The organism is Bacillus horti, from assembly GCF_030813115.1.
Classification (GTDB): domain Bacteria; phylum Bacillota; class Bacilli; order Caldalkalibacillales; family JCM-10596; genus Bacillus_CH; species Bacillus_CH horti.
Map to the genome: position 1 here is coordinate 1 of NZ_JAUSTY010000031.1, position 24,039 is coordinate 24,039.

Consider the following 24,039-nt stretch of genomic DNA (forward strand, 5'->3'; position numbering starts at 1 on the left):
CCATTGTAAAGGATTTTTTTGTCCCTCGGACAATATGAATCTAAACATTTTGTGTATTATGAATTTTTAAATATAATTAATGCAACGCTAGTGATCTGAGGTTTCATCCCGATAATTATAATAGCGACCATCGTAGGGATAAGAAAGGGGAAAAAGATGAGTAGGAGCTTAGAAATGGTAGCTGGTTCAGACGTTACAGAGGTATATAAAGGCTTACCTGAGCGAGTTAAACAGTTTTTTGATCGTCAATATCAGGATTCCTATTTATTACTTGATGCTTCGAGACATCCAAAGACTGGCTTGTATGCCGATGGGTATATGACATTTGGAGAAAACCCTGATTATAGATGCTCCATTGCAGCTACAGGTGTTGGATTAATTGGACTTTGTGTTGCTGATTTAGAGGGCTGGGATGATCATGCTGCCCATAAAGCAGAGCGTACCCTAAAAACAGTACTTGGTCAAACAGAAGGTTGTCAGGTAGCTCGTGATGCGTCAACAGGTTTTTATGCTCATTTTGTTGATATGGAAACGGGTGAGAACCTACAGTCGGAAATTTCTACAATTGATACCTCTTTGCTGGTATCAGGTGCTCTGTTTGTTGGGGAGCACTTTAAGGATAAGGCTCCTGAATTGGCTGAGATGGCAAAGGAACTGCTACATTCTATTGATTGGAGTGTAGTAGTAGCAGATAAAGAAAAGGGCGTCATTTATATGATCGTTAAGGATGGTCGGGGTACCGCTCCATTACCTGCTTATAACGAGTATGTTCTAGTATCTCACCTTGCCCTTATTGGTCAACCAGATCATCAAGATATTCAGGATCTGTGGTATAAGAATTTTGCTGAGGACAGAATAGAGGATCTACCACAGGTTCATTATCGTGATATCCCCGTCCTAACGGATTCAACAAAAGAGAAAGCTTTCCTATCCTCTTTTGTCCAGCAGTTCCCCTATTACCTTGTTCCGGAATATCTGAAAAGTGCCACCTACAACAGGTTCTTCGAAAACGCATGTACTGCTGATCGGTTGAAATGGAAGGAGTTAAGTGATTTACCTTCCTATGTGTGGGGGTATGGGGCAGGGCCTAATGATGGTTTGTTTGGAGGTTATCATGCTGATAAAATTAATAACTCCCCCCATCATATTGCATCGGCGTATATCGTAGCAGGTTTTCTTCCTGTTTATCCAGCAGGAATTTATGATCTTTATGCGATGTATCAGCTGCATATACCTTACGACAACTACGAAAATATAGCTGATCTAGAGGAACAGCAAAGATTTAGAGCAGCGTATAAATATGGTTTACATCGCTATTCATGGTGGCATCTTGAACAACCGGATCGGTGGTACCCGACTAAGGTGACGGTAATTGATTGGAGCTCTATGCTCTATGGCTTAACTGCCTTCAAGAGAGGAACAGGGTTTTTCTCTGAGCGACTTAGATAGATGAAACGGATGGTTAAAAGCTAGTTGAAAGCTTATTATTATAAATAATGGTATAAGAGGGTGATTTTATATGAGTTTACAAAAACGACAGCTTTCTAAAGAGGTTGTTAAAAAGATAGATTTAAAGTATCTGCTGTCTCTGCCAGCTGAGTATAATGAGAAAAAGACAGATAAGTGGCCACTTATCCTCTTTCTGCATGGGGCTGGAGAACGTGGTGAAAATCTAGATCAAGTGAAGGTGAATGGCATTCCTAAGGTCATTGAGGAAAAAACGTTTGACCTACCTTTTATTACTGTTTCACCTCAATGCCCTCGCGATTCTTATTGGCCTCTTCAGGTGGATAGCCTAAACGAGCTGTTGAACACGATTTGTGAAGAGTACTCCGTAGATGAGGATCGAATTTATGTGACTGGACTAAGTATGGGTGGCTATGGAACGTGGCAGTTGGCTGTTTCTTATCCAAATCGTTTTGCGGCAATTGCTCCTGTTTGTGGTGGAGGAATTCCTCACCTTATGCCTTTTATCAGGCATGTGCCAGTCTGGGCTTTTCATGGTGCCAAGGATGATATTGTTCCTTTGTATAAATCTGACGAGATGGTTGATGCGCTAAAAGCCTGTAAAGGAAATGTACGTTACACAGTGTATCCTGAAGCTAACCATGATTCTTGGACAGAAACATACAATAATGAAGAGCTATATACCTGGCTCTTACAGCATAAGAGGATCAAAAGTTAAGCAATCGATGTGGGAGCAAGGGAGTGAAAATATGATTGAGATCAAGGACAAAATGATTCTGATTGATGGTAAGCCACAGCTTATCATGTGTGGGGAGATTCATTATTATCGTCTAAATAAAGAGGATTGGCAGGATCGTATTGATAAGCTAAAAGAAGCTGGCTGTAACGCTGTTGCTTCCTATGTTCCTTGGCTATGTCATGAATATCAGGAAGGGCAGTTTGATTTAGTTGGACGTACACGTCCTGAGCTTGATCTAGCAGGTTTTATAGATTTATGTAAGGAAAATGATCTCTATTTTTTTGTTCGTCCAGGACCGTTTATTATGGCTGAAATGAAGAATGAAGGTATTCCCTACTGGGTCTATGAGAAGCATCCTGAAATTGTTCCGATTAGCTGGGATGGAGAAGAGGCTACGACTAAAACGATTGATTATTTAGCCGATGGCTTTTTACAGGAGGTTCGTAACTGGTACAAAGAGGTTATGGGTTTCATTACTCCACGCTTATATCATAGAGGCGGGAATATTATAGGGGTTCAGCTAGATAATGAGATTGGTATGCTTTCTTGGGTCAGCAACAAGCCAGACTTAACGGATCATGTTCTCAAGGACTTTGTCACTTGGTTAGAGCATAGCTACAGTGGTTCGGAGCTAAGTGAACGCTATCCTTGGTATGGAAGTGATTTTGAAAAGTTGAAAGCTTCTGTTCGTTCTCCAGAAGATACGTATGCTGCTGCCTTGTTGCACGACCTAGGCTATTATATGCGAAATCGTTTTGCTAGATATGTAAACATTTTACGAAGCTATGCTGAAGAGTTTGATGTAAAGGATATCCCTTTTGTTGTTAACATCCATGGCACGGGGCAAGGTCGCGGCTTAACTTTTCCAATTGGCATTAGTCAGCTTTATGAATCGTACACGCAAGCACCGGGATACATATCTGGGTCGGATATTTACTTTGGAGATTTATCAATGGAAACGTTTCAGGATCTATACGTGATTAACGGGTTTATGGATGCGGTGCATCTTCCTGATCAGCCGTTAACCTCCGTTGAGTTTAACTGTGGAGATGGAAATTTTGGCTCGAATTATGGTGGCCGATATGACCCTTCAGCAGCTGACTTCAAAACACGAATGTGTATTGCTCAAGGGAATCGCCTATTAAACTATTATTTGTTTACAGGGGGAGTAAATTATCGATTAGAGCCTGCTCCTCAGGATGGAAATGATAGAGTTGCGTTTACTGGTGAACGACATGGCTTTGCAGCGCCAGTAAGTCCTGAAGGTGAGCTAAACTACACTTTTCCTAGAATGGCACGCTCGATAAGGACAGCTATGGCGGTTGCTGATAAGCTAGCGGAAATGAAGGAAGAGCATGACGCTGTTTCATTTGCTTTTATTCCGGATTATTTTATGACGGAATATCGCTACCCTAAAAGCTCTGTGATGGCTGAAATCCTAAGCAACATTGAAGCTAATCGTGCAGGTGGGGCATGGGAGATTGTAGCTAGGGCTATGCTATTAACTTGCTATCGTTTTGGTTCAGTGGATATTCAAAACAAAGAACTCGATCCGAAGAAAACCCCTGTCTTAGTCGTACCTTCTGCACGCTATTTAGATGCTAGTGTACAGCATAAGTTGGCTGATTATTTGGAGCAGGGAGGAGCGATATTCCTTTATGGTGAAGTCCCTCTTTATGATATGGAGGGTAGAGAATGTACGGTACTGGCAGATAAGCTTGGTGTGAAACCAAAGGGAATGAGCCTCGGGGCTGAGAATTACTGGCTGTCTGTTATAGCTGATAGCTGGGCAGCAGCGAGACCAGAGGTACGTACCCATGCAGCACAGACATTTGAAGTAGAAAAGGCAACGCCAATTATGCGGGTCTATGACACAAATGAGGTTTGTGGCTTTGAAGCAGCAGTCGGGAAGGGAAAAGCTATTGTTTTGGCAACACCGTATCCTTGTGATCTATCCTTCTTTAAAAAGGTTTTTGAAAGACTTGGAGCTCCCGCAGCACTAGCACATGACTACGAGCATCATGGTTTATTCATCACAACCACTGCTTCAGCAAAGGGAGAAAGATTTCTTCATGTATTGAATCTTGATGGGCTTGATAAAGAGCTTCACTTTTATGAGCAAGGAAATAAGCTGTTTGACGGAAGAAAACTCCTTATACAAAGTAAGGATGGAGTGATGCTCCCTCTTAATGTCATGTATGAAAGCTATAAAATTGTTTATTCTACCGCAGAGATCATAGAAGTGGATAAAAATAAAATCAGCTTTAGGCTGACTCAAGCTGAAGATGTGATTGCGTTGGAGACGAACTGTACAATAGCACTTCACGATGAGTATAAAGTAGAAGTGAAGGATGGCTTGACATACGTGTTTTCACAGAAGCATGCTAAGGTCGATGACCGTCTAACCGTGTATTTTGAAGGATAGAGAAACCTACAACTCTAACTATAAGGATTAAAAAAACGTTGCCTTAAAGCGCTTACATTGATAGAATAGAATCAAACGAAACGTTTCGATGAATTATAGATTGTTGGTCTTGCTAATGAATAAAGAAATAGATGTGTTCTAGCAAAGATGCTTTCTAAATCTTTTCAATCGAATCGTTTTGATAGAAGGACGATACACATATTTTGTGGAGGGAACCAATGGCAACGATAAAGGATGTAGCTAAGCTAGCTGGAGTAGCTGTTTCAACGGCCTCTTACGCTTTGAACAGTAGTTCTAAAGTTTCTCCTGATACCGCTAGAAAAGTGTTGGATGCAGCTAAACAGCTAAATTATCAAAAAAATGGATTAGCAAGAGATCTAAAACTAAGTAAGACAGACACAATTGGATTAATTCTTTCCAATATGTCTGGACCCTTTTACTCTGAGTTGATTAACGGTGTTCAAGAGGTATCAATGAGTCATGGCTATGGATTGATAGCATGCAGTTCATTAAATGGGGACACAAAAATGGCTCATAAGTTCATTCAGGAAAGAAGGGTGGATGGGGTCATCATTTTAGCGCACAGTATCACAGATGAAATGATTATTCAGTCTGCTAGAAGAGATTTCCCGATTGTGGTACTAGATCGAGTTTTACCACATGAGCATGTGATGAACGTTGCATCTGATAATGTGACAGGAGGCTACTTAGCGACTAAGCATCTATTAGATTCAGGACATACTGACATTCGCTACGTAGCTGGTTCAGCAAATAGTAGAGATAATGACTTACGCTTTCAAGGTTATTTAAAAGCCCTTCAGGAAAAAGGGATTACGCCTTTACCAAATTGGAACATTCAGGGTGGCTTTACAAAGGAAGCGGGTTATCGAGTTGGAAAGCTTCTAGTGATGCAGGGTCAGCTACCAACTGCTTTGTTTTGTGTGAATGACGAAGTGGCCATTGGGGTCATCCAAGCCTTTGATGAGCTTGGTGTAAGAATTCCGGATGATGTTTCCATCGTGGGATTTGATAATATTGAAATCTCTCAATATGTCACCCCATCATTGACAACTGTAAATCAATCGAAATATGAAATGGGTCAGCTAGCTGCACATCTAGTTTTCCAAGCTTTGCAAGGCGATGTTCCCAAAAAAGAGTATATCCTGCCTACCAATTTAGTTCTTCGAAAATCAACAGTAGAGAAAAGATAGATAGGAGCTTTTGCTTAGAGAAACACATGCAGTTAACCGAGAAGGGAGCTTAGAAGAATGAGAAAATGGATGACGTTTACATCGATCCTACTGTTAGCTGTTATTGTAGCAATAGCAGGATGTTCCTCAAATGAAGCTGGTCAAGATCAAAATGATCAAACGGAAAATAATAGTCCAGAGAATGGTACTGGAAATGAAAGCAATGACCAGGTGACTATTACGTTAGCTAGCTGGGCTGGAGAGGTTGAGCAAAAACGAATTGAAGCGTTTGAGGAGCAATTTCCTCATATTAAAGTAGAGGTTGATGAATCGATTACATGGCCGTGGGATGAAAGCCTAGCAGCCGCTGCGGCAGCAGGGACTCTACCCGATGTGATTTGGCTATCGAATGCACCACCAGCCTATCAGCACGATTGGGCTGCGGATTTGACACCATTTTTAGATGCAGATCCTGATTATAATCCAGAGTTAATTTACGGGAACCTAGCAGAGTCCACCAATTATAATGGCAAGCAAATTGCTTTACCACATGGATTGTATGTACACGGGGTACTTATTAACCTCGATCTATTTGAAAGAGAAAATCAAACGGTTCCAGAGTCAGATTGGACATTATCACAGGCAAGAGAGCTTGCTCGAAATATGACACGTGCTAATGAAGGACAATTTGGCTTAGGTGGCACACTTGGCATCCGAGATACTCTTATCCCTCAATTTGATGCCTCTCAGGGCTGGGCTACCTTTGATGGAGAGAGCTTTAACTTTAATTCACAAGCGTTCGTTGATGCGGTGAATACGGTAAGTGATATTGTCAGAAGTGAACGAGTGGATGTGAACAGTCTTTCTGATGATGAAAGAAATGCAGAATATGGTGAAGGAAATGATCCTTGGAATCTAGGAAAAATTGCGATGAAGTGGGGAGCTACTTGGGATTTCGCGGGAACAAATGAAAATGCAGAGTTTAATTGGGATTTTAGACCATATCCTGCTGTAAATGCTCAGCGTACGCCACTTGTAACAGATTACATTGCCATTTCAAGTACTTCTGATAAGAAGGAAGCGGCTTTTGAATTTTTGAAATGGATGACGTTTTCTAAGGAAGGCTGGCTTACTAGAATTGATATTGAAGATCCAATCGGATCTGTTCCCTTAATTAATGATGAAGAGGTTTGGTCAGCGTATTTAGCTAATGAGCATGTTCCATCTGGAGTAAGAGATGTGATCCCGATGATTGGGGAAGGATTTATTGATCCTATGAAATGGGCGCCAGGATATATGGCAGGAATGAATGCTAGTCTTTGGACAGAAGAGGGCGGTAAGCTAATCACTGGGGAAGTCCGTCCAGAGGATATTGGACCTGTTTGGGAGGAACGTGCTAACCGAGCAGCTGAAGAAGCGATGAGGGCCATTCAATAGGTAAAGAACGAGTTTAAAAAGTGATGAATGCCATTCCAATAGTTAAAAACGAGTTTAAGATGAAGAAATGAATGAATCCTAGGATGCAAGGAGAAATGACTTATGAGAAGAAAAGGATTAGTATTCATAGCCATCTTGCTGTTATTGCAACAAGTGATGTTTATGGGAGTCATGTCTGTCCATGCAGATGATGATGAGGTTAAGGATATACTAGACTCTCTATTTAACAATCAGCAGCAGGATGAAAATGAAGCGGACGACATCATTGACGAAGCTCCAGAGGAAGCTAATCCCATTCAAAGTCTAATTGGAGACTACTATGCTGATTTGTTGCGTAGTTGGAATGATGCTGGAATAGTAGCCTCTCAAGGCTTTTCTCAAGTTATTTCTCCTGCAGAATTTATTGGGGAGGAGCTTAATCTCCTTCCTCGAAGTGAAGCAGAGGGATACTCTGATGCTGTGCTCCTATCGGATGCTACTACTGAGGAAATTGAAATCGAAGTGGATATCCCTGAGGAGGGCTTGTATCAGATTAAAGTTGATTATCTTCCACAGGATGGGAAAATTATTCCGCCAGAACGTGGTCTGATAATTAATGATGAATTTCAATATTTTGAGTCGAGGAGAATGGTTTTTCCAAGTGCTTGGGAAAATGAGTTTGTCCCGTTTGAAAAGGATGGTCTTGGAAACGATATTCCCTCTAATCAAGTTGAAAGAAAGCAGTGGCAAAGCACATATCTGATGGATGCTAGCTACTTATTCGATTCTCCCCTTTTGTTTCATTTGGAGGAAGGAGCCAACAGTATTAAGCTGGTTCATTTAAGAGAGTCTATGCTTCTGGGGAATATAACGATAGAGTCACCTACTTCTCTACCAGAGTATGCTGAATATCGTGAACAACAGCAGGCTGGTCGTGTAGAGCAGAGCATGGTTGAGCTTCAAGCTCAATTTCCTGATTTTAAATCTGATCCATCTGTTCAGGCGCTGCCAAGTGGAGATCCGAATGTTACTCCATATGAAACAGGAGCTATACTGTTAAACACGCTAGGAGGAGACAGTTGGCAAGATGGTGGTCAGGCTGTAACCTGGGAGGTCGAGGTGGAGGAAGCAGGCTATTATCAGCTTGCCTTTAAATATCAACAGGATTTTAAGGTCAATATGCCTGTCTTCCGCACGCTATTGATTAATGGAGAGATACCATTCCAGGAGATGCAGCGTTATGCTTTTGGATATTCGAAAAAATGGAAGAACGAAATCCTTGGCGAATCATCAGAAGCACCGTATGAATTTTATTTGGAGGAAGGTACTAATCAAATATCACTAATTGCTAACCCTGCTCCTATTCAACCTGTAGTACGAACGATCCGTGATGTGATGGCTGGAGTCAATGCTTTATCCTTAGACATTAGACAGGCTACAGGAAATATAGCGGATCGAAACAGGGACTGGAGCTTAACGGAGCAGATTCCAGATCTTACGGAAAGACTTGAAGGGTTTGCTCAACGCTTGCGTGATGAGCATGCTTATTTGGAGCAGGTCAGTGGAAGAAACCCTGATGAAGCTAGAAATCTAATGATGAGTGCAGAACAATTAGAGAAGCTAGCACAGGAGCCTAACTCTATTCCATTCAGATACACTCAATTGTCAGAGGGATCTGGCTCGGTGCTCCAGCTTCTTGGTGATTTATTAATTGAGCTACCAAAGCAGCCTTTACTGCTTGATCAGATTTATATCTTCGATGGCGCAGAGCTACCTAGAGCAGAGGCTACATTTTGGCAAAAAGCAAAAGCTAATTTCTTTGGTTTTCTCCGATCCTTCTCCACGGACTTTACAGAGATTAGTCCTAGAACGGAGGAAACGGTGGAGATATGGGTGAATCGACCTCGCCAATATGTGATGCTTATGCAGCAAATGGCGAATCGAGATTTTACCAGGGAAACAGGAATTCGGGTTTCTTTGAGTCTAATGCCTGATGAACAGAAGCTAATTTTGGCTAATGCGGCAGACAAAGCGCCTGATATTGCCTTAGGTATTGGAAACCAGCTGCCATTCAATTTAGCGATTCGAGGCGCTATAAAGGATCTAACTGAATTTAATGATTTTGATCAAGTGCAGGAAAGATTTTCTCCAGGAGCTCTGCTTCCTTTTGCTATTAATGATGAATACTATGCGATTCCTGACACACAATCCTTTTATGTTTTATTTTATAGGCAGGATATTTTAGAAGCTTTAGATCTCCCTGTTCCTGATACGTGGGAGGATGTTATTAGAATGCTTCCAGAGCTACAACGCTTTGGAATGAACTTTTACTTACCTCTGTCCTCTGCCGGAGGCTATAAACCATTTGCCCTAACAGCACCTTATCTCTATCAGCATGGAGCTGATTTGTACAACGAAGAGGGGACGAGGGCAGCTATAGATTCAGAAGAAGCTTTAAAAGCTTTCGATCTCATGACCAAAAGCTTTACGATATATAGCATGCCTTTGCATGTCCCTAACTTTTATAACCATTTTCGTGAAGGCTCTTTACCTATAGGGGTGGCTGATTACAGCACATATATTCAGTTAACGGCTGCTGCTCCAGAAATAGCAGGCTGGTGGAAGATTGCCCCACATCCAGGGGTAGAGGATGAGAATGGTGAAGTGATCCGTTGGGCCCCGGGGACTGGCGCTGCCGGTGTGATTTTCGATCAGAGTGAAAAGCAAGAGGAAGCATGGGAGTTTATGAAATGGTGGACATCGACGGAAACTCAGGTTGAGTTCGGAAATATGATGGAAACGATCTATGGCTTAGAGTATCGCTGGAATTCCTCAAATGTGGAAGCTTTTGAACAATTACCTTGGCCACAGGATGATTTAGATGTCATTTTAGAGCAATGGACTTGGTTGCGTGATATCCCTCGTATTCCTGGAGACTACATGGTTGAAAGGGAGCTTAGCAACGCTTGGAACCGGGCCGTATTTGATGGAGATAATGCCCGCCGTGCCTTGGAAGACGCAGCTTTAACGGCAAACCGTGAAATTTGGAAGAAGCTCCATGAATTTGGGTTTATGGAAAATGGAACGATGATTCAGGAGCTTAGGGTGCCACAAATAAAGAATTTATTGGAGGAGAGGTGAGGAGATGAAAACGAGCGAGGTTCATTCAACAGCAGGAGATTCTCCTCTTCAGCCAGCTAAGCAGCAGGAGCGTAAATCTGTGAAGTGGAAGAAGGAGCTAACGGCTTTTCTGTTTATTGGTCCCTTCTTCCTGCTTTTTCTCTTATTTATTATTATCCCTGTTGTTATAGCCATTTATTTTTCTTTTACGTACTTCAATACAATTGAGGCGCCACGCTTTATTGGTCTGCAAAATTTTGTAGATTTGCTCTCAGCTGATCAGGTGTTTATGATGCATGTTTTGCCGAATACGTTTAAGTTTGCTCTAATTGTTGGACCAATTGGTTATCTATTAGCCTTCTGGTTGGCTTGGTTGTTGGCTCAGGTTCCTAGACGATCGAGAAGCTTGTTTACTCTAGCGATCTATTCTCCCTCAATGACGGCTGGGGTAGCGATGGCTGTTGTTTGGTTAATTATTTTTAGTGGGGATCAAAGTGGATATTTAAATAGTATTCTACTCCAATTGAATATCATTACTGAGCCTATTCAATGGACTCAGTCCCCTCATTTTTTAATGCCTATTATGATCATAGTTACATTATGGGGAAGCATGGGAGTTGGATTTTTGGCCATGCTAGCTGGAATTTTAAATGTGGATCGTCAGCTTTATGAAGCGGCCTATATCGATGGGATTCGCAATCGCTGGCAGGAGGTCTTTTATATTACGATTCCTTCGATGAAGCCACAAATGCTATTTGGAGCCGTTATGGCTGTTGTAGGAACGTTTCAGGCTGGAGCCATCGGTGTACAGCTTTCAGGAGATAATCCAACCCCTCAATATGCGGGTCAGCTTATTATTAATCATATTGATGATTATGGTTTTATTCGTTATGAGATGGGTTATGCCTCCGCTCTTTCTGTCGTGCTATTGATTTTTGTGTATTTGTTATCAAAGCTGTGCTGGAAGCTTTTTGGAGCTAAGGATTAGGCTTTCGTTTGTTAGATAAGGTGAGGCATTCGTTCAGCAATACAGCACAGAGTGTCACGAAAGGAGTTGAAAAGAGGTCATGGCCAAATTTCGAGCGAATCAAATGGATCCTGATCGCTTTCATTTCAGTCAATCTGGATTCTATTTTTTCCTTATAACATTAAGTATCTTCATGGTTATGCCGATAATCTTTATTTTCTCAACGGCGCTAAAGCCAATTGATGAGCTATTTTTATACCCGCCTCGTTTTTTTGTAATGAGGCCAACTCTACAGAATTTTTATGATTTGTTCAGCACAACATCTGTGACTGTGGTTCCCATGGTAAAGTATCTGTTTAATAGTATTGTGGTGACGGTTGTAGTGGTTGCTGCAACAGTAATCATAAGTACTATGACTGGTTTTGCCTTATCTAAATTAGATTTCAAGTTTAAAAAAATCATCTTTGAAGCGAACGTTCTTGCCATTATGTTTGTGCCTGTTGCTGTGGCTATTCCTCGTTTCTTTATTGTAGATGCTTTAGGGATTATGGACACGATGCTTGGTCATATTTTACCGCTATTGGCGTTACCTGTTTCTGTTTTCTTACTGAAGCAGTTTGTGGATCAGATTCCTGATGCTTTAATTGAAGCGGCGACCATTGATGGTGCAAATACATTTCAGGTTTTTACAAGGATTATCTTACCCATGGTGTATCCCGCTTTAGCAACGGTGGCTATTTTGTCCTTCCAGCTTGCTTGGAATAACGTGGAAACCTCCACTCTTTATATGGATGCGGAGAATCAAAAAACATTAGCTTTTTATATGACTACACTAGCTTCTAATTTGGAGAACAATGTAGCTGGGCAAGGGATGGCTGCAGCAGCTGGCTTATTAATGTTTTTACCGAATTTAATTATATTCTTGTTTTTGCAGTCTAAGGTCATGAATACGATGGCTCATTCAGGGCTGAAATAGAAATGGGGGATTCGATGAGTTTCATAAAAAAGCTACTTCTATTAACTCTATTGTTTCTGCTCGTTTTTTCTTCAGTAGCTGGTGCAGACTCTCCTTTTGTAACGTATACAGTGGATCGGAGTGGGTCTCCTTTAATCACGCAAAGTGCGTATCAGGCGATTGGGCTCATTGATGGCTCTAGCATTGAAGAATACGATGAAAGTGGAGAACCGGTGTATAGCCCGCTTTCCAATCCAGAGGATTTGTTTATTGATCAGGAGGATCGTATTTATGTAGCTGATTCTGGAAATTCGAGAATTGTAGTGTTTGATCAAAATGGTCAGCATCTTCAAACACTTGGAGAGGATAAGTTACAGGAGCCAACTGGTGTTTTCGTTACAAATGAAGGAATGATCTTTGTTGCGGATTATCGCCAAGAAAAGATTTTTCAATTTGACCAGGAGGGTCAGGTGGTACAGGAGATTGGTCGTCCTGACACGTTATTATTTGGACAGCGTACTCCCTTCAAACCAAGAAAAGTGATTGTTGACCAAAGAAATAACCTATATGTCGTTTCAGAGGGGTCCATTCATGGTTTAATTCAGCTCAGCAGTGAAGGGAGCTTTCAAGGATATTTCGGGGCTAATATAACCGGTGGGGGCTTCACGAGAGCACTTCAACGCCTTTTTTTTACAGATGAACAGCTTAGTCGTCTGGGAAGTCAGCTCCCTCCATCGATTACAAACACAGCAATTGACGAGGAGGGCTTAATTTACACGACTACGTTAGGTGTTCAGCAGGACGAAATTAAAAAGCTAAATGTGGCAGGAAATAATTTGCTTCCATCTCAACGATACGCTTTTCTAACGTATTCAGGTCGTCCCACCGTTTCAGCAATTGCTATTAATGAGATTGGTAATATCATCGCGCTTGATGCACAGAATTCCATGTTCTACGAGTATGATCGGGAAGGCAACTTATTGTTTGTATTTGGTGGAGAATATCGAGATAGTCAGAGACTAGGTTTGTTTCAAACACCGCTAGCCATTGCTGTAAATTCTGAGGGAATGCTTTTTGTTTTAGATCAGCAGCGTAATAATATTCAGCTTCTTAGGCCTACTGAGTTCACCAATGTGGTTCATAGTGCCATCGCTTTGTACAATGACGGTCGATATGTAGAAAGCGAGGAGCTCTGGGCTGAGGTGTTAAGGTATAACAGTATGTTTGACCTAGCTCAAACAGGGATAGGGATGGCGGCTTTTAAAAGAGGCGATTATGAACAGGCCTTGGAATCCTTTGTCATTTCAAGGGATAAGAGAGAATACTCCAATGCCTATTGGGAGATTAGACGGGAGTGGTTAATGAACAACGCATCATGGATCCTGCTTACCATTGTAGGATTTGCCATCGCTAATCCAACACTTAAGCGTTTGCATCGTCGAACGAGTTTTGCTAACGGTCTATTACGTTTGATAGATAGGGTCAAGAATCAAGCGCTAATCAAGCATTTGGGACATGTTTTCCGCATTATGAGACATCCCTTTGAAGGGTTTTGGGAGCTTAGAAATGAAGGTAAGGCGTCTGTTCGGTCGGCTACAATTTTATATATTCTATTCTTTATCGTGTATGTCTTTGAGTTGTTTACTACAAGCTTTTTGTTTTCTAATCTTGATGTGATCAACTTGAGCCTGACGACGGAGCTTTACATTCTATACATTCCAATTATCGCTTGGGTCATCTCTAACTATTTAGTTAGTACGATTAATGACGGAGAAGGTAGATTTAGAGATGTGTATACAGGAACCGCTTATGCATTAAGTCCGTATATTGTGTTCGGGATTCCCTTAGCTATTTTATCGAACGGTCTAACTCTAATGGAAAAGGTCATCTATGATTATACCAAGATAGGTATTATTCTATGGTGTGCTATGTTGGTCGTTATTATGGTCAAGGAAATCCATGATTACGAAATTGGGAAGACGATCAAGAATATTTTCATTACGATTTTTGGCATGATTATGATTGGTATTATAGCTTTTATCGTATTTGGCTTGTCCAATCAGGTTTGGGACTTTATCTACTCAATTATCCAGGAGGTGAGGGTACGTGGCTAAAAGAAGAGGTTGGTTAGGTATTGGCGTTATTCTTTTCCTTGTCAGTGTATCCCTCATATATGTACAAGGGCAGACAGCCTCCCCTTCATCAGAGGAGCTTGAGTCTGTAGTAGGTACAACTTTAAATGATATAGAATTTAAATCCAATCGGTTTACACAGCCAGATAGTCAGGACGAATCGATAGAGTCTATTGAGGTAGGAAGTGAATACACACTTATTGCTGAAAGTGAAGAGCTGAGCTTATTTGTGAATGAAGAGAATGCAGCTATTAAAATTCAAGACAAGCGCTCTGATTATGTATGGTCTTCGACTCCTACTGCTGAGGATATGGAAGTGGGTAGCCTAAATGCTGAATGGCAAGGTAATGTCATGTCTCCTGTCCTGGTCCGCTATGTCACAACATCTGCACAGATTCGTTCTGGTAGTCTTTCTACCTTAGAGGGAGAAATCGTTGAGTTTGAAGAGATTGATCAGGGGTTTCGAGCTCAGATTGTATTAGAAGGTCTTGAGGCGAGCTTTGAATTAATTGTAAAGCTAGATGAAGGAGCGCTTGTTGTACAAGTGCCTGATGAGTCCATTCAAGAGGAAGGGACAATGAGGTTGCAATCCATACAAATGTATCCTTTTCTAGGTGCGACAAAAGGAGCAACTGTACCTGGGTATATGTTTGTTCCTGATGGGAGCGGAGCCTTGATTCGTTATCAGGAGGGCAATACCCGATATGATGAGCCTTTCTCGCGCTATATTTACGGAAGTGATCCTTCCTTACAAACTCGTTTTTTTGCTAGCTCATTTTTACAGCCGGTTACTCTCCCTGTTTTCGGAATGGTACATGGTGAAGATCAGCACGGCTATGTTGCTATTGTAGAGGATGGAAAATATCAAGCGGAAATCATGGCTTATCCAAGTGGAATTACGACAGATATGAATTGGGTGTCAGCCCGATTCACGCTTAGACATGTGTATTTCCAGCCAACAAGTAGAAATATGGGTGGGATTAATTCTTATCAAAGAGAGCGTAGTAAGGAGGATAAACAGGTACGTTATCTGTTCCTCACTGGAGATGAGGCTAACTATGGGGGGATGGCTAAGGCTTATCGGGAGTACCTTATAGAAAGACAAGCATTGCCTGAGAAAACGCAGGCTAATGAGGATATCCCTTTACGAGTTGAGTTTTTGGGAGCCGAGGTAGAGCCAGGCATGATTCGTCAAAGCCTTGTTCAGATGACGACCTTTGAACAGGTACAAACGATTATTCAAGCTCTTGAGGAACGCGACATCTCTAATATTCGGGCTGTTTATCAGGGCTGGAGTAAGGGAGGATATTCTGGACGTAATCCTGATAAATTCCCGGTGGAACGATCGCTAGGTGGAAAAGCTGGTTTAGAGGAGCTACAGGAGTTTTTTGCGGATAGAGAAGCAAGTCTTTTCTTAGGAGCCGACTACACCAGTGCCTTTGAAAAAGCCAAGCAATTTAATCCACGATCAGATGCTGTTCGTAGAATCACGAATCATGTGCTGAGTCGGCCCTTAGGAAATGAAGTGAGTAGCAGTCAGATATATGATATAGACGTGTATTATATGAATCCGCAAAAAGCATATGAGCTTGCCCAAGAGGATGTACAGGAGTTTGGGGAGCTTGGAATAGAAGGAATTGCGGCTACTCAGTTAGCTACAGAGCTGTTTTCCGACTATCATCAACAACAAAGGATGAGTAGGAAGGAGACGGCTACAGCGTATACACAGCTTGCTGAACTGCTACGGGTGAGTACGGGAGAATTAGCTGTATATTCCGCCCATGATTTCCTTTTACCCTTTGCCGATGAATTGTTTGATGCTCCTATGTCTTCCTCACAGTATATGTATGTAACGGATGCGGTTCCATTTTTGCAAATGGTGCTGCATGGAAGTGTGAATTATTATGTTTCACCGATTAATTTTCAGGCAAACCCTGAAGAGCAGGTTTTAAGAATGGTAGAGTATGGGGCGTATCCAAGCTATTATTTAACATACGAGCATGCTAGATTATTGAGAAATACAGCATCCAGCCATATTTTCACTTCAGAGTACATGAATTGGTTAAATACGATACAGAGTCATTATAGCCGAGTGAATCAGGCATTAAGGCATGTTCAATCAGCTACGATGGAAGAAAGAAGTGTATTGGACTGGGGTGTTGTACAGGTTCAGTATTCAAACGGCGTTCAGATCTTTGTCAACTATACAGGAGATGATTTTCAGGTAGAAGGGACTACGATTCCTGCAAGAGACTTCCTAGTAATAGGAGGTGAGGATCAGTGATAAAAGGGAAGGGTTTAACCAAAAGTGGTCGAGAGAAGCTAACGGGGTATATGTTCGTCTCCCCATGGATTATTGGGTTTGTGTTTTTTATGGCTTTTCCGATCTACCAATCCTTAAGGATGAGCTTTAATCAAGTTTATATTACACCAAACGGGATTAGGATGGAGCCTGTTCAATGGGAGAATTATCGCTATGCCTTTTTAACGGATCCGTACTTTCTAGAAGAGCTCCTTAAATTTGTTCAGTCGGTTGTTATTACGATTCCTATTGTTATTGTGTTCTCTCTTTTTGTAGCTCTCTTAATTAATCAACAGATCAAAGGACAGGGGATCTTCAGAGCGATCTTTTTTCTACCTGTTGTCATTACGAGTGGTGCGGTCGTTAATGAGCTGTTTGCTCAAGGTGCAGGAACGGTTCCGATGGTGGAAAGGTACGGTATTGTCTCGTTTATTGAAATGAACCTTAGTGCAGCAATTGCTGATCCATTAGTCACCGTCATCCAGCAATTGATCATGATATTGTGGTTCTCTGGAGTGCAGATTTTGATCTTTTTAGCGGGTTTGCAAAAGGTTGGTCGTCCCATTTACGAAGCGGCTGCCATTGATGGAGCGTCTCCCTGGGAGATGTTCTGGAAGATTACATTACCTTCAATTAAGCCCTTTATCCTCGTCAATCTTATTTATACAACGGTCGATTTGTTTACGAATTCGATGAATGAGGTTATTGAGATGATTAAAAGCCATATGTTTCAGCTACAAACAGGCTATGGCTACTCAGCGGCGTTAGCTTGGATTTATTTGGCCGTCATTTTAGTTATTCTAGCGTTCATCATCCTATTCTATATGAGAAGTGAAGGTAAGTTACGAATAAAAGGGAGTTTGAGAAGGAGAGGATAAGCATGGGGAAGCGCCAAAAACTTCAGCGGCCTTTCAAACGAAAAGGGTGGAAGGAGGATATGGGCTTTCGCTTCAAAAAGCTCTTGTTAGGCAGAAAAGGGAATGACGGGTTTATTTTACGTTTTTGTGTGTACTTTTTGCTAATCAGTATTGGTTTTGTGTATTTGTACCCTGTTCTCTATATCTTTTCGCAAAGCATGAAAAGCTTGCAGGATTTGCTTGATCCTACGGTAGTGTGGATTCCTAGGGAGCTACACCTCTCTAATTATGTCCAAGCGTATCAGGTTTTGGATTTTTCTAGAGCGTTTATGGGCTCTATCTTAAATTCAGTGCTACCTGCTTTAGCACAAACCATATCTTGTGCGATTATCGGTTATGGTCTGGCTAGGTATAAGTTTCCTGGAAAAGGGATTATGCTTGGTCTGATCCTATTAACCTTTATTATCCCGGCACAGGTCGTTATGATTCCATTGTTTATGATGTATCAAAACTACAATATGCTAGGAACTCCATTGCCATTTCTACTCCCTGCTATATTTGGAATGGGAATTAAGAGTGCGTTGTTTATTTTTATCTATATGCAGTTTTTCAGAGGTATTCCTCAGGCTCTTGAAGAGGCTGCTCAAATTGATGGGGCTTCATCTATTAAAATCTTCACGAGAATTGTATTACCTATTTCTATTCCCGCCATTGTGGTCGTTTATTTGTTTTCCATGGTGTGGCATTGGAATGAAACGTATATGGCGTCCTTGTTTCTAGGTAATAATATGACGACATTACCTATTAGACTGCAAATGTTTCATGATTCCTTTGCTCGGATGATCAGCTCTAATGAGATCCAAACGGGTGTGAGTATTAATGAATCTATTAATATGGCTGGGACAATGCTTGTCATTCTTCCCTTATTGATCCTCTATCTGTTCGCTCAGCGTTGGTTTGTAGAGGCGACAGATAAAACAGGGATTGCAGGTGAGTAATCTCACTATAGTATAATAGCTTAAAGGAAGAGCAAAGAAATATGAGGTGTTGCTGACATGGATGGCTCTGGCCTGAGTGGTAGATTATATCGACTATGTGAATGGATTATGAGGCTAGCGTTTCTGAATCTCATTTGGATTCTTTTCACCCTCATGGGCCTTGTTGCGTTTACTATTTTTCCAGCTACTGCTGCATTGTTTGGAATCACAAGAAAGTGGGTGAGGGGAGAGGAAGACTTCCCTATATTTCAAACGTATAAAGCTTTATTTCGTCAGGAGTTCTGGAGCGCTCAAGCCCTAGGCTATGCCTTTTTGCTAGCTGGTGTTGTGTTATATGTGGATTATCTGATTTTCTCAACGGGAACGACTACACTATTTATTGCTTTAAAATATGTGACAGTACTGTTAATTTTCTTTTATCTAAGCATTTGTCTTTTTGTTTTTCCTGTGCTTGTTCATTATGATATGAAGCTGATGCAGAGCTTTAAAACGGCGTTTTTCCTTGGTGTCTTACATCCTGGTCAGAGTATATTTATGTTAGCTAGCCTTGGTTTACTCGGATTTGTTATGTTCAGGTTTGCTGGACTTCTCCCATTTTTCGGACTTAGTGTGGGAGCCCTATGGATAACGATCATAACGCATAAGGTGTTTGAAAAAGTAGCATTAAAGTATAAGGTGAATGAAAGCTAGAGAGTGGCTAGAAAGAAGGAATATAGCGGGGTATCTAGAAGTATTTATATGGTAAATCTATTTTATACAGTTATTTGAGGAAGGGGAGATTCGTATGGAGAGTCCTTCAATAGGCATACAGCTTTATACGCTTCGTGATGAGTTAAATACAGATTTTGCAGGTACTTTGAAAAAGGTTAAGGAAATAGGCTACTCTAATGTTGAATTAGCTGGATATGGAGGCTATGAGGCGAAGGAGCTACGCACACTTTTAAATGAGTTGGGTTTATCCGCCATTTCAAGTCATGTTTCTCTTGTGGATTTAGAAGGGAAGCTGTCTTCAATTATTGAATATAATCTTGAAATTGGAAGTCAATTTCTAGTGTGCCCATGGCTACCAGAGGAGAAACGGAAAAGTAGAGATGACTATTATAGATTAGGAGAGGTGCTTAATAAAGTAGGTGAGCAATGCTCAGCTCATAAGCTACAGCTTCTCTATCATAACCATGAGTTTGAATTTGAGAGATTTAATGGTCAGTTTGGCTTGGATATTCTTTTGGAAAACACGGATTCTTCTCTAGTTCAGCTAGAGCTAGATACATATTGGGCGGAATATGCGGGTGTATCTGCTGTTGAATACTTAGAACGGAATGCAAATCGCTGTAGAACGATTCATATTAAAGATATGGCAGACACTCCTGAAAAAGAGTTTACAGAGCTAGGGAACGGAACAATAGATATACCTGCTATTCTTCAAGCTAGTGTTAAGCTTGGTGTAGATTGTGCATTTGTTGAGCAGGATGTTTGTAAGCGGTCTCCTCTAGAAAGCATCGCAATTAGCTTTGACTACCTGAAGAAGCTAGGAGCTGTTTAAGCTTATCGTTTGAATAGCATAAGCAGTTTTTGAATGATTTGAGATTGAAGGAAGTATTGAGGTGTAATCATGACATCAAGAATTAAAATTGGTCTTATTGGCTGTGGTAATATTAGCTCAGCATACATTCATGCCCTACAGATGTTTAGTCGTATAGAGCTGGTTGCGGTGGCCGATCAATACATAGAGAGAGCAAAGCAAAAAGCGCAGGAATTTCACATTCCAAAGGCGTATACGGTTCAAGAGCTATTACAGGATAGCGATATTGAGTTAGTGATTAATCTAACCATCCCTAAATTCCATGCAGAGGTATCCTTGGCTGTATTAGAAGCTGGAAAGCATGTATACTCTGAGAAGCCTTTAGCGCTTACTATGGAAGAAGGGAGTAAGGTTTTACAGACGGCTAATAGGAAGGATCTTCTAGTAGGCTGTGCTCCAGATACGTTTTTAGGAGGCGGCTTGCAGACCTGTCGTAAATTAATTGATGATGGGTGGATCGGTGCGCCTATTGCTGCTTCTGCGTTTATGGTAGGTCATGGGCCTGAAGGCTGGCATCCTGATCCTGAGTTTTTCTATCAAATTGGTGGTGGACCCATGTTTGATATGGGACCTTACTATTTAAGTGCATTGGTTCATTTGATGGGACCAATCCGAAGAGTGACTGGATCTGCGAGAGCAAGCTTTCCAGAGCGAAGAATCTTTAGCCAGCCTAAATTCGGTCAAATGATGAAGGTAGAAACACCAACTCATGTATCTGGCGTACTAGATTTTCAGAATGGTGCTATAGGGACAATGATTATGAGCTTTGATGTATGGAGCTCTCAGCTGCCGAGGATTGAGATCTATGGAACTGAAGGGACGCTGCTTGTCCCTGACCCTAATACATTTGGCGGTCCTGTACAAATAAGAAGACAGGGTGAGGATTCGTGGAGCGAGATGCCTTTATCTCATGGATTTACGGACAATAGTAGGGGAATAGGTGTTGCGGATATGGCTTATGCCCTGCAAAACAAAAGGCAGCATCGGGCTAATGGTGAATTAGCTTATCATGTGCTTGAGGCTATGCACGCTTTTCATGCTTCATCTGATTCAAGTAAGCATGTTGAATTAACTAGTACTTGTGAGCGGCCAAACGTGTTGCCTATTGGCATTACAAAAGAGAATTTTCCCTTTACAATTGATTAATTACACTCATATTGTTTAACCGAGTTCAACGTGATAAATACGTTGCTTTCTACCTGAATACTTAATTGATCTAAGGCTACAGTATCCTTTACTTGTAGCCTATTTATATGGTCTAAATTGACATTTATTTCATTCGTCTAGAGATCCATTCAATTGTTCAAAATCAGCTAAACGAAACGGTGAATATAAGGCTATTATGTATTAAGAGTTATCAAAAATGTTAAAAAAGCGTTTACATTTTTGAATTTTCATTTTATAATCAAATTGTCGACAATGTACTATCGACCAAAATAAACGTAAAGGGTGATAGATTATGAGTTCAAAATTTGATAAAGGCTTAGAGGTAAGACGCAGTGTATTAGGCGCGGAGTTTGTAGATCAGGCAATCAATACCGCTAATGATTTTAATAAACCTTTACAGCAGCTTGTGACAGAATACTGCTGGGGAGAAATTTGGACACGCCCTGGCCTAGAGAAAAAACAGCGCAGTCTAATTAATTTAGCCTTGCTTACAGCGTTAAATAAGCCGCATGAGTTTAAGTTACACTTACGCGGAGCACTAAGAAATGGATGTACAAAAGAGGAAATCCAGGAGGTGCTTCTACAATGTGCTATTTATTGCGGAGTCCCTGCTGCGGTGGATAGCTTTAGGAATGCAAACGAGGTTTTTGAGAGCTTGGAAAAAGAAGAGAAATAAAAAGCTTGATAGTGACTATGTTGAATTTTTATAGAGACTATAAAATCAAAGCAATAGACTTAATGAGGGAGAGGAGTATGGGAGCATGAAAAATACTAGAATAGGTTTTATAGGATTAGGAAACATGGGTTATCACATGGCGACACATTTGGCCAACAATGAGCATTCTTTAGTTATCTATGATGTAAGAAGGGAGGTGCTTGACTCCTTCGAACAGGACGTGCAAGCTGAAGATATTTTGAAAGCACATTCACCACAAGAGGTAGCGGATGAAGCGGAAATTATATTAGCAAGTTTACCTACACCCCAGGTTGTAAGAGAGGTGGTGCTAGGTGAAAGAGGTGTCATTCACGGTAAGAAGGTCAAAACGTATATTGATTTATCTACATCGGGGCAAAAGGTAACAAGTGAGGTAGGACTTGCCCTACAGGGACGTGGAATAACGATGCTTGACTCTCCAGTAAGTGGAGGAGTTCCTGGTGCACAAAAGGGAAGCCTATCCTTGATGGTCGCTGGGAGCAGGGAAGCCTATGAGAGGAGCCTTACTCTTCTTGAACATATTGGGAAAAAAATCTTCTATGTGGGTGATGAGGTGGGGCAGGCGCAGGTCATTAAGGTGATAAACAACCTGCTTTCCTCTGCGGCGCTTGCTATTACGTCAGAGGCGATGGTCTTAGGCGTTAAAGCTGGTTTAGATCCCAACATCATGATTGATATCTTAAATGCAAGTAGTGGCAGAAATAGCGCTACAGAGGATAAGTTTAAGAAGTCAATCATTAATCGAAGATTTGATTATGGCTTCAAAACGGATTTAGCGTATAAGGATATTAAATTTTGCCTTGATTTAGCTGATGATTTGGAGGTTCCTATGTGGTTAGGCTCGCAGGTTGAGCATTTTTGGAGGTTTGCAATGAGTCAGGGTGCTAAAAATCAGGATTATACGACGATTATCCGTTATTTCGAGCAATGGGCAGGTGTCCAGGTAGGAAATGAAATAGATCAAAAATCATAAGGGAAGGGTGTTTTCTGTGAATTTATTAAGCAAACGATTCGTTCAATGGCTGTTACTGCTATGTAGCTTTGCTGTTCTCGCAGCGTGTGGGGATGCCAATAATGGGGAACTTGGTCAGGAACAGGATTCCTATGTTCTAGCGTTTGGCGGTGCTTCTCCAGGTGGAGCTGCGTATCAGCTTTCTACAACGTATGCTGAGATCATTAATTCAGCCCTTGATTACGTTCAAGTTAATGTGGAGGTAACTGGTGGAGGGCCTGATAATGTAAGTCTTATACAGAATGGCAGTCTGGACTCTGGTCATGGAAACTCTGGTGTAGGATATAACGCTTACCGTGGCATTGATGATTTTGAGGGAAAAGAACATGGAGATTTAAGAGCCTGGTTTCCACTATACAATTATCCTTTTCAGGTTACCGTTTTGGAGAATAGCTCCATAGAGTCTATAGAGGATTTGAAAGGAAAGCGGATAGGGGTTAACGTACATGGGAGTGGTGGAGAAAAGACCGCAAATCAGGTGTTTACTGCCTTAGGATTAAACAAAGATGAAGACTATAACCCTTATTATTTAGATTATGATGAAGCATTAGACGCTTTGAAAACGGGTAGAATTGATGCTACTGTATTTTCTACAGGTGCTCCAACACCAAGTCTACTAGAGCTTGGAACTACACACGGCTTTAGAATTCTAAATTTTACTGAGGAAGAACTACAGATAATTGATGACAAGTATCCTTATTATGCAGGAGGAACGATACCGGCAGGGACTTATAGCCAGATTGATGAGGATGTTCGGACTGTTTTTGCAGCTACCTTAAATTATATTCATGCGGATTTACCAGAAGAATTAGTTTATGATTTAACAAAAGCAATTTGGGAGAATAAGGATAGGCTTGAATCGGCTCATCCTACACAAAAGGATTTAAATGCTGAGCTTATTGAAAGCGCTTTAATTCCTATTATGCCGCTTCATCCTGGAGCAGAAAGGTACTTTAAGGAAAATGGACTGATTGATTAGTAGTTGTTTTTTGAGA

18 protein-coding genes are annotated in these 24,039 nt (G+C 41.2%); all 18 read left to right on the top strand.

The window, feature by feature from the left end; genetic code table 11:
• The first annotated feature begins 156 nt into the window (after positions 1 to 156).
• The 18 genes from J2S11_RS21370 to J2S11_RS21455 all read left to right on the top strand — a co-directional run bounded on the left by J2S11_RS21370 (position 157) and on the right by J2S11_RS21455 (position 24,023).
• Complete coding sequence (locus J2S11_RS21370; protein WP_307398096.1) at positions 157 to 1,449, top strand: hypothetical protein; 1,293 nt, start codon at positions 157 to 159, stop codon at positions 1,447 to 1,449.
• Positions 1,450 to 1,519: 70 nt separating this feature from the next.
• Complete coding sequence (locus J2S11_RS21375; RefSeq protein ID WP_307398098.1) at positions 1,520 to 2,185, top strand: carboxylesterase family protein; 666 nt, start codon at positions 1,520 to 1,522, stop codon at positions 2,183 to 2,185.
• Positions 2,186 to 2,216: 31 nt separating this feature from the next.
• On the top strand, positions 2,217 to 4,631 hold the full coding sequence (locus J2S11_RS21380; protein ID WP_307398100.1) for a beta-galactosidase: 2,415 nt from the start codon (positions 2,217 to 2,219) through the stop codon (positions 4,629 to 4,631).
• Positions 4,632 to 4,849: 218 nt separating this feature from the next.
• Complete coding sequence (locus J2S11_RS21385) at positions 4,850 to 5,842, top strand: LacI family DNA-binding transcriptional regulator (protein ID WP_307398102.1); 993 nt, start codon at positions 4,850 to 4,852, stop codon at positions 5,840 to 5,842.
• A gap of 57 nt (positions 5,843 to 5,899) precedes the next feature.
• Positions 5,900 to 7,258, top strand: a complete 1,359-nt coding sequence (locus tag J2S11_RS21390) for an ABC transporter substrate-binding protein (protein WP_307398104.1) — start codon at positions 5,900 to 5,902, stop codon at positions 7,256 to 7,258.
• Between the two features lie 102 nt (positions 7,259 to 7,360).
• A complete protein-coding gene (locus tag J2S11_RS21395; RefSeq protein WP_307398105.1) occupies positions 7,361 to 10,378 on the top strand; it encodes an extracellular solute-binding protein in 3,018 nt (1,005 codons plus the stop codon).
• Between the two features lie 4 nt (positions 10,379 to 10,382).
• Complete coding sequence (locus tag J2S11_RS21400; RefSeq protein ID WP_307398106.1) at positions 10,383 to 11,345, top strand: carbohydrate ABC transporter permease; 963 nt, start codon at positions 10,383 to 10,385, stop codon at positions 11,343 to 11,345.
• A 79-nt stretch (positions 11,346 to 11,424) separates the two neighbouring features.
• Positions 11,425 to 12,300, top strand: coding sequence for a carbohydrate ABC transporter permease (locus J2S11_RS21405; protein ID WP_307398108.1), 876 nt, complete (start codon positions 11,425 to 11,427; stop codon positions 12,298 to 12,300).
• Between the two features lie 14 nt (positions 12,301 to 12,314).
• Positions 12,315 to 14,393 (top strand): YIP1 family protein, encoded by a 2,079-nt coding sequence (locus J2S11_RS21410; RefSeq protein ID WP_307398110.1) that lies wholly within the window; start codon positions 12,315 to 12,317, stop codon positions 14,391 to 14,393.
• The gene (locus tag J2S11_RS21415) at positions 14,386 to 16,695 is read left to right on the top strand and encodes a DUF5696 domain-containing protein (protein ID WP_307398112.1); all 2,310 of its coding nucleotides are present in this window, start codon (positions 14,386 to 14,388) and stop codon (positions 16,693 to 16,695) included. Before J2S11_RS21410 ends, J2S11_RS21415 begins: the two co-directional genes overlap by 8 nt.
• On the top strand, positions 16,692 to 17,591 hold the full coding sequence (locus J2S11_RS21420; protein WP_307398114.1) for a carbohydrate ABC transporter permease: 900 nt from the start codon (positions 16,692 to 16,694) through the stop codon (positions 17,589 to 17,591). The genes J2S11_RS21415 and J2S11_RS21420 overlap by 4 nt, the downstream gene beginning before the upstream one ends.
• A gap of 2 nt (positions 17,592 to 17,593) precedes the next feature.
• The gene (locus J2S11_RS21425; RefSeq protein WP_307398116.1) at positions 17,594 to 18,568 is read left to right on the top strand and encodes a carbohydrate ABC transporter permease; all 975 of its coding nucleotides are present in this window, start codon (positions 17,594 to 17,596) and stop codon (positions 18,566 to 18,568) included.
• A 57-nt stretch (positions 18,569 to 18,625) separates the two neighbouring features.
• Positions 18,626 to 19,258 (top strand): YesL family protein, encoded by a 633-nt coding sequence (locus J2S11_RS21430; RefSeq protein WP_307398118.1) that lies wholly within the window; start codon positions 18,626 to 18,628, stop codon positions 19,256 to 19,258.
• 94 nt (positions 19,259 to 19,352) lie between these two features.
• Entirely contained in the window at positions 19,353 to 20,111 is a 759-nt protein-coding gene (locus tag J2S11_RS21435) for a sugar phosphate isomerase/epimerase family protein (RefSeq protein WP_307398120.1), read from the top strand.
• Positions 20,112 to 20,180: 69 nt separating this feature from the next.
• Positions 20,181 to 21,296: a Gfo/Idh/MocA family protein gene (locus J2S11_RS21440; protein WP_307398122.1), complete on the top strand. Its 1,116-nt coding sequence runs from the start codon at positions 20,181 to 20,183 to the stop codon at positions 21,294 to 21,296.
• A gap of 313 nt (positions 21,297 to 21,609) precedes the next feature.
• Positions 21,610 to 21,993, top strand: coding sequence for a 4-carboxymuconolactone decarboxylase (pcaC, locus tag J2S11_RS21445; protein ID WP_307398124.1), 384 nt, complete (start codon positions 21,610 to 21,612; stop codon positions 21,991 to 21,993).
• A gap of 85 nt (positions 21,994 to 22,078) precedes the next feature.
• A complete protein-coding gene (locus J2S11_RS21450) occupies positions 22,079 to 23,005 on the top strand; it encodes an NAD(P)-dependent oxidoreductase (RefSeq protein WP_307398126.1) in 927 nt (308 codons plus the stop codon).
• A gap of 16 nt (positions 23,006 to 23,021) precedes the next feature.
• Positions 23,022 to 24,023: a TAXI family TRAP transporter solute-binding subunit gene (locus J2S11_RS21455; RefSeq protein WP_307398128.1), complete on the top strand. Its 1,002-nt coding sequence runs from the start codon at positions 23,022 to 23,024 to the stop codon at positions 24,021 to 24,023.
• The last annotated feature ends 16 nt before the right edge of the window (positions 24,024 to 24,039 follow it).

Coding starts and splice junctions, on each gene's coding strand:
- J2S11_RS21370 (WP_307398096.1), top strand. CDS start 157: ATGAGTAGGAGCTTAGAAATGGTAGCTGGTTCAGACGTTACAGAGGTA.
- J2S11_RS21375 (WP_307398098.1), top strand. CDS start 1,520: ATGAGTTTACAAAAACGACAGCTTTCTAAAGAGGTTGTTAAAAAGATA.
- J2S11_RS21380 (WP_307398100.1), top strand. CDS start 2,217: ATGATTGAGATCAAGGACAAAATGATTCTGATTGATGGTAAGCCACAG.
- J2S11_RS21385 (WP_307398102.1), top strand. CDS start 4,850: ATGGCAACGATAAAGGATGTAGCTAAGCTAGCTGGAGTAGCTGTTTCA.
- J2S11_RS21390 (WP_307398104.1), top strand. CDS start 5,900: ATGAGAAAATGGATGACGTTTACATCGATCCTACTGTTAGCTGTTATT.
- J2S11_RS21395 (WP_307398105.1), top strand. CDS start 7,361: ATGAGAAGAAAAGGATTAGTATTCATAGCCATCTTGCTGTTATTGCAA.
- J2S11_RS21400 (WP_307398106.1), top strand. CDS start 10,383: ATGAAAACGAGCGAGGTTCATTCAACAGCAGGAGATTCTCCTCTTCAG.
- J2S11_RS21405 (WP_307398108.1), top strand. CDS start 11,425: ATGGCCAAATTTCGAGCGAATCAAATGGATCCTGATCGCTTTCATTTC.
- J2S11_RS21410 (WP_307398110.1), top strand. CDS start 12,315: ATGAGTTTCATAAAAAAGCTACTTCTATTAACTCTATTGTTTCTGCTC.
- J2S11_RS21425 (WP_307398116.1), top strand. CDS start 17,594: ATGGGGAAGCGCCAAAAACTTCAGCGGCCTTTCAAACGAAAAGGGTGG.
- J2S11_RS21430 (WP_307398118.1), top strand. CDS start 18,626: ATGGATGGCTCTGGCCTGAGTGGTAGATTATATCGACTATGTGAATGG.
- J2S11_RS21435 (WP_307398120.1), top strand. CDS start 19,353: ATGGAGAGTCCTTCAATAGGCATACAGCTTTATACGCTTCGTGATGAG.
- J2S11_RS21440 (WP_307398122.1), top strand. CDS start 20,181: ATGACATCAAGAATTAAAATTGGTCTTATTGGCTGTGGTAATATTAGC.
- pcaC (WP_307398124.1), top strand. CDS start 21,610: ATGAGTTCAAAATTTGATAAAGGCTTAGAGGTAAGACGCAGTGTATTA.
- J2S11_RS21450 (WP_307398126.1), top strand. CDS start 22,079: ATGAAAAATACTAGAATAGGTTTTATAGGATTAGGAAACATGGGTTAT.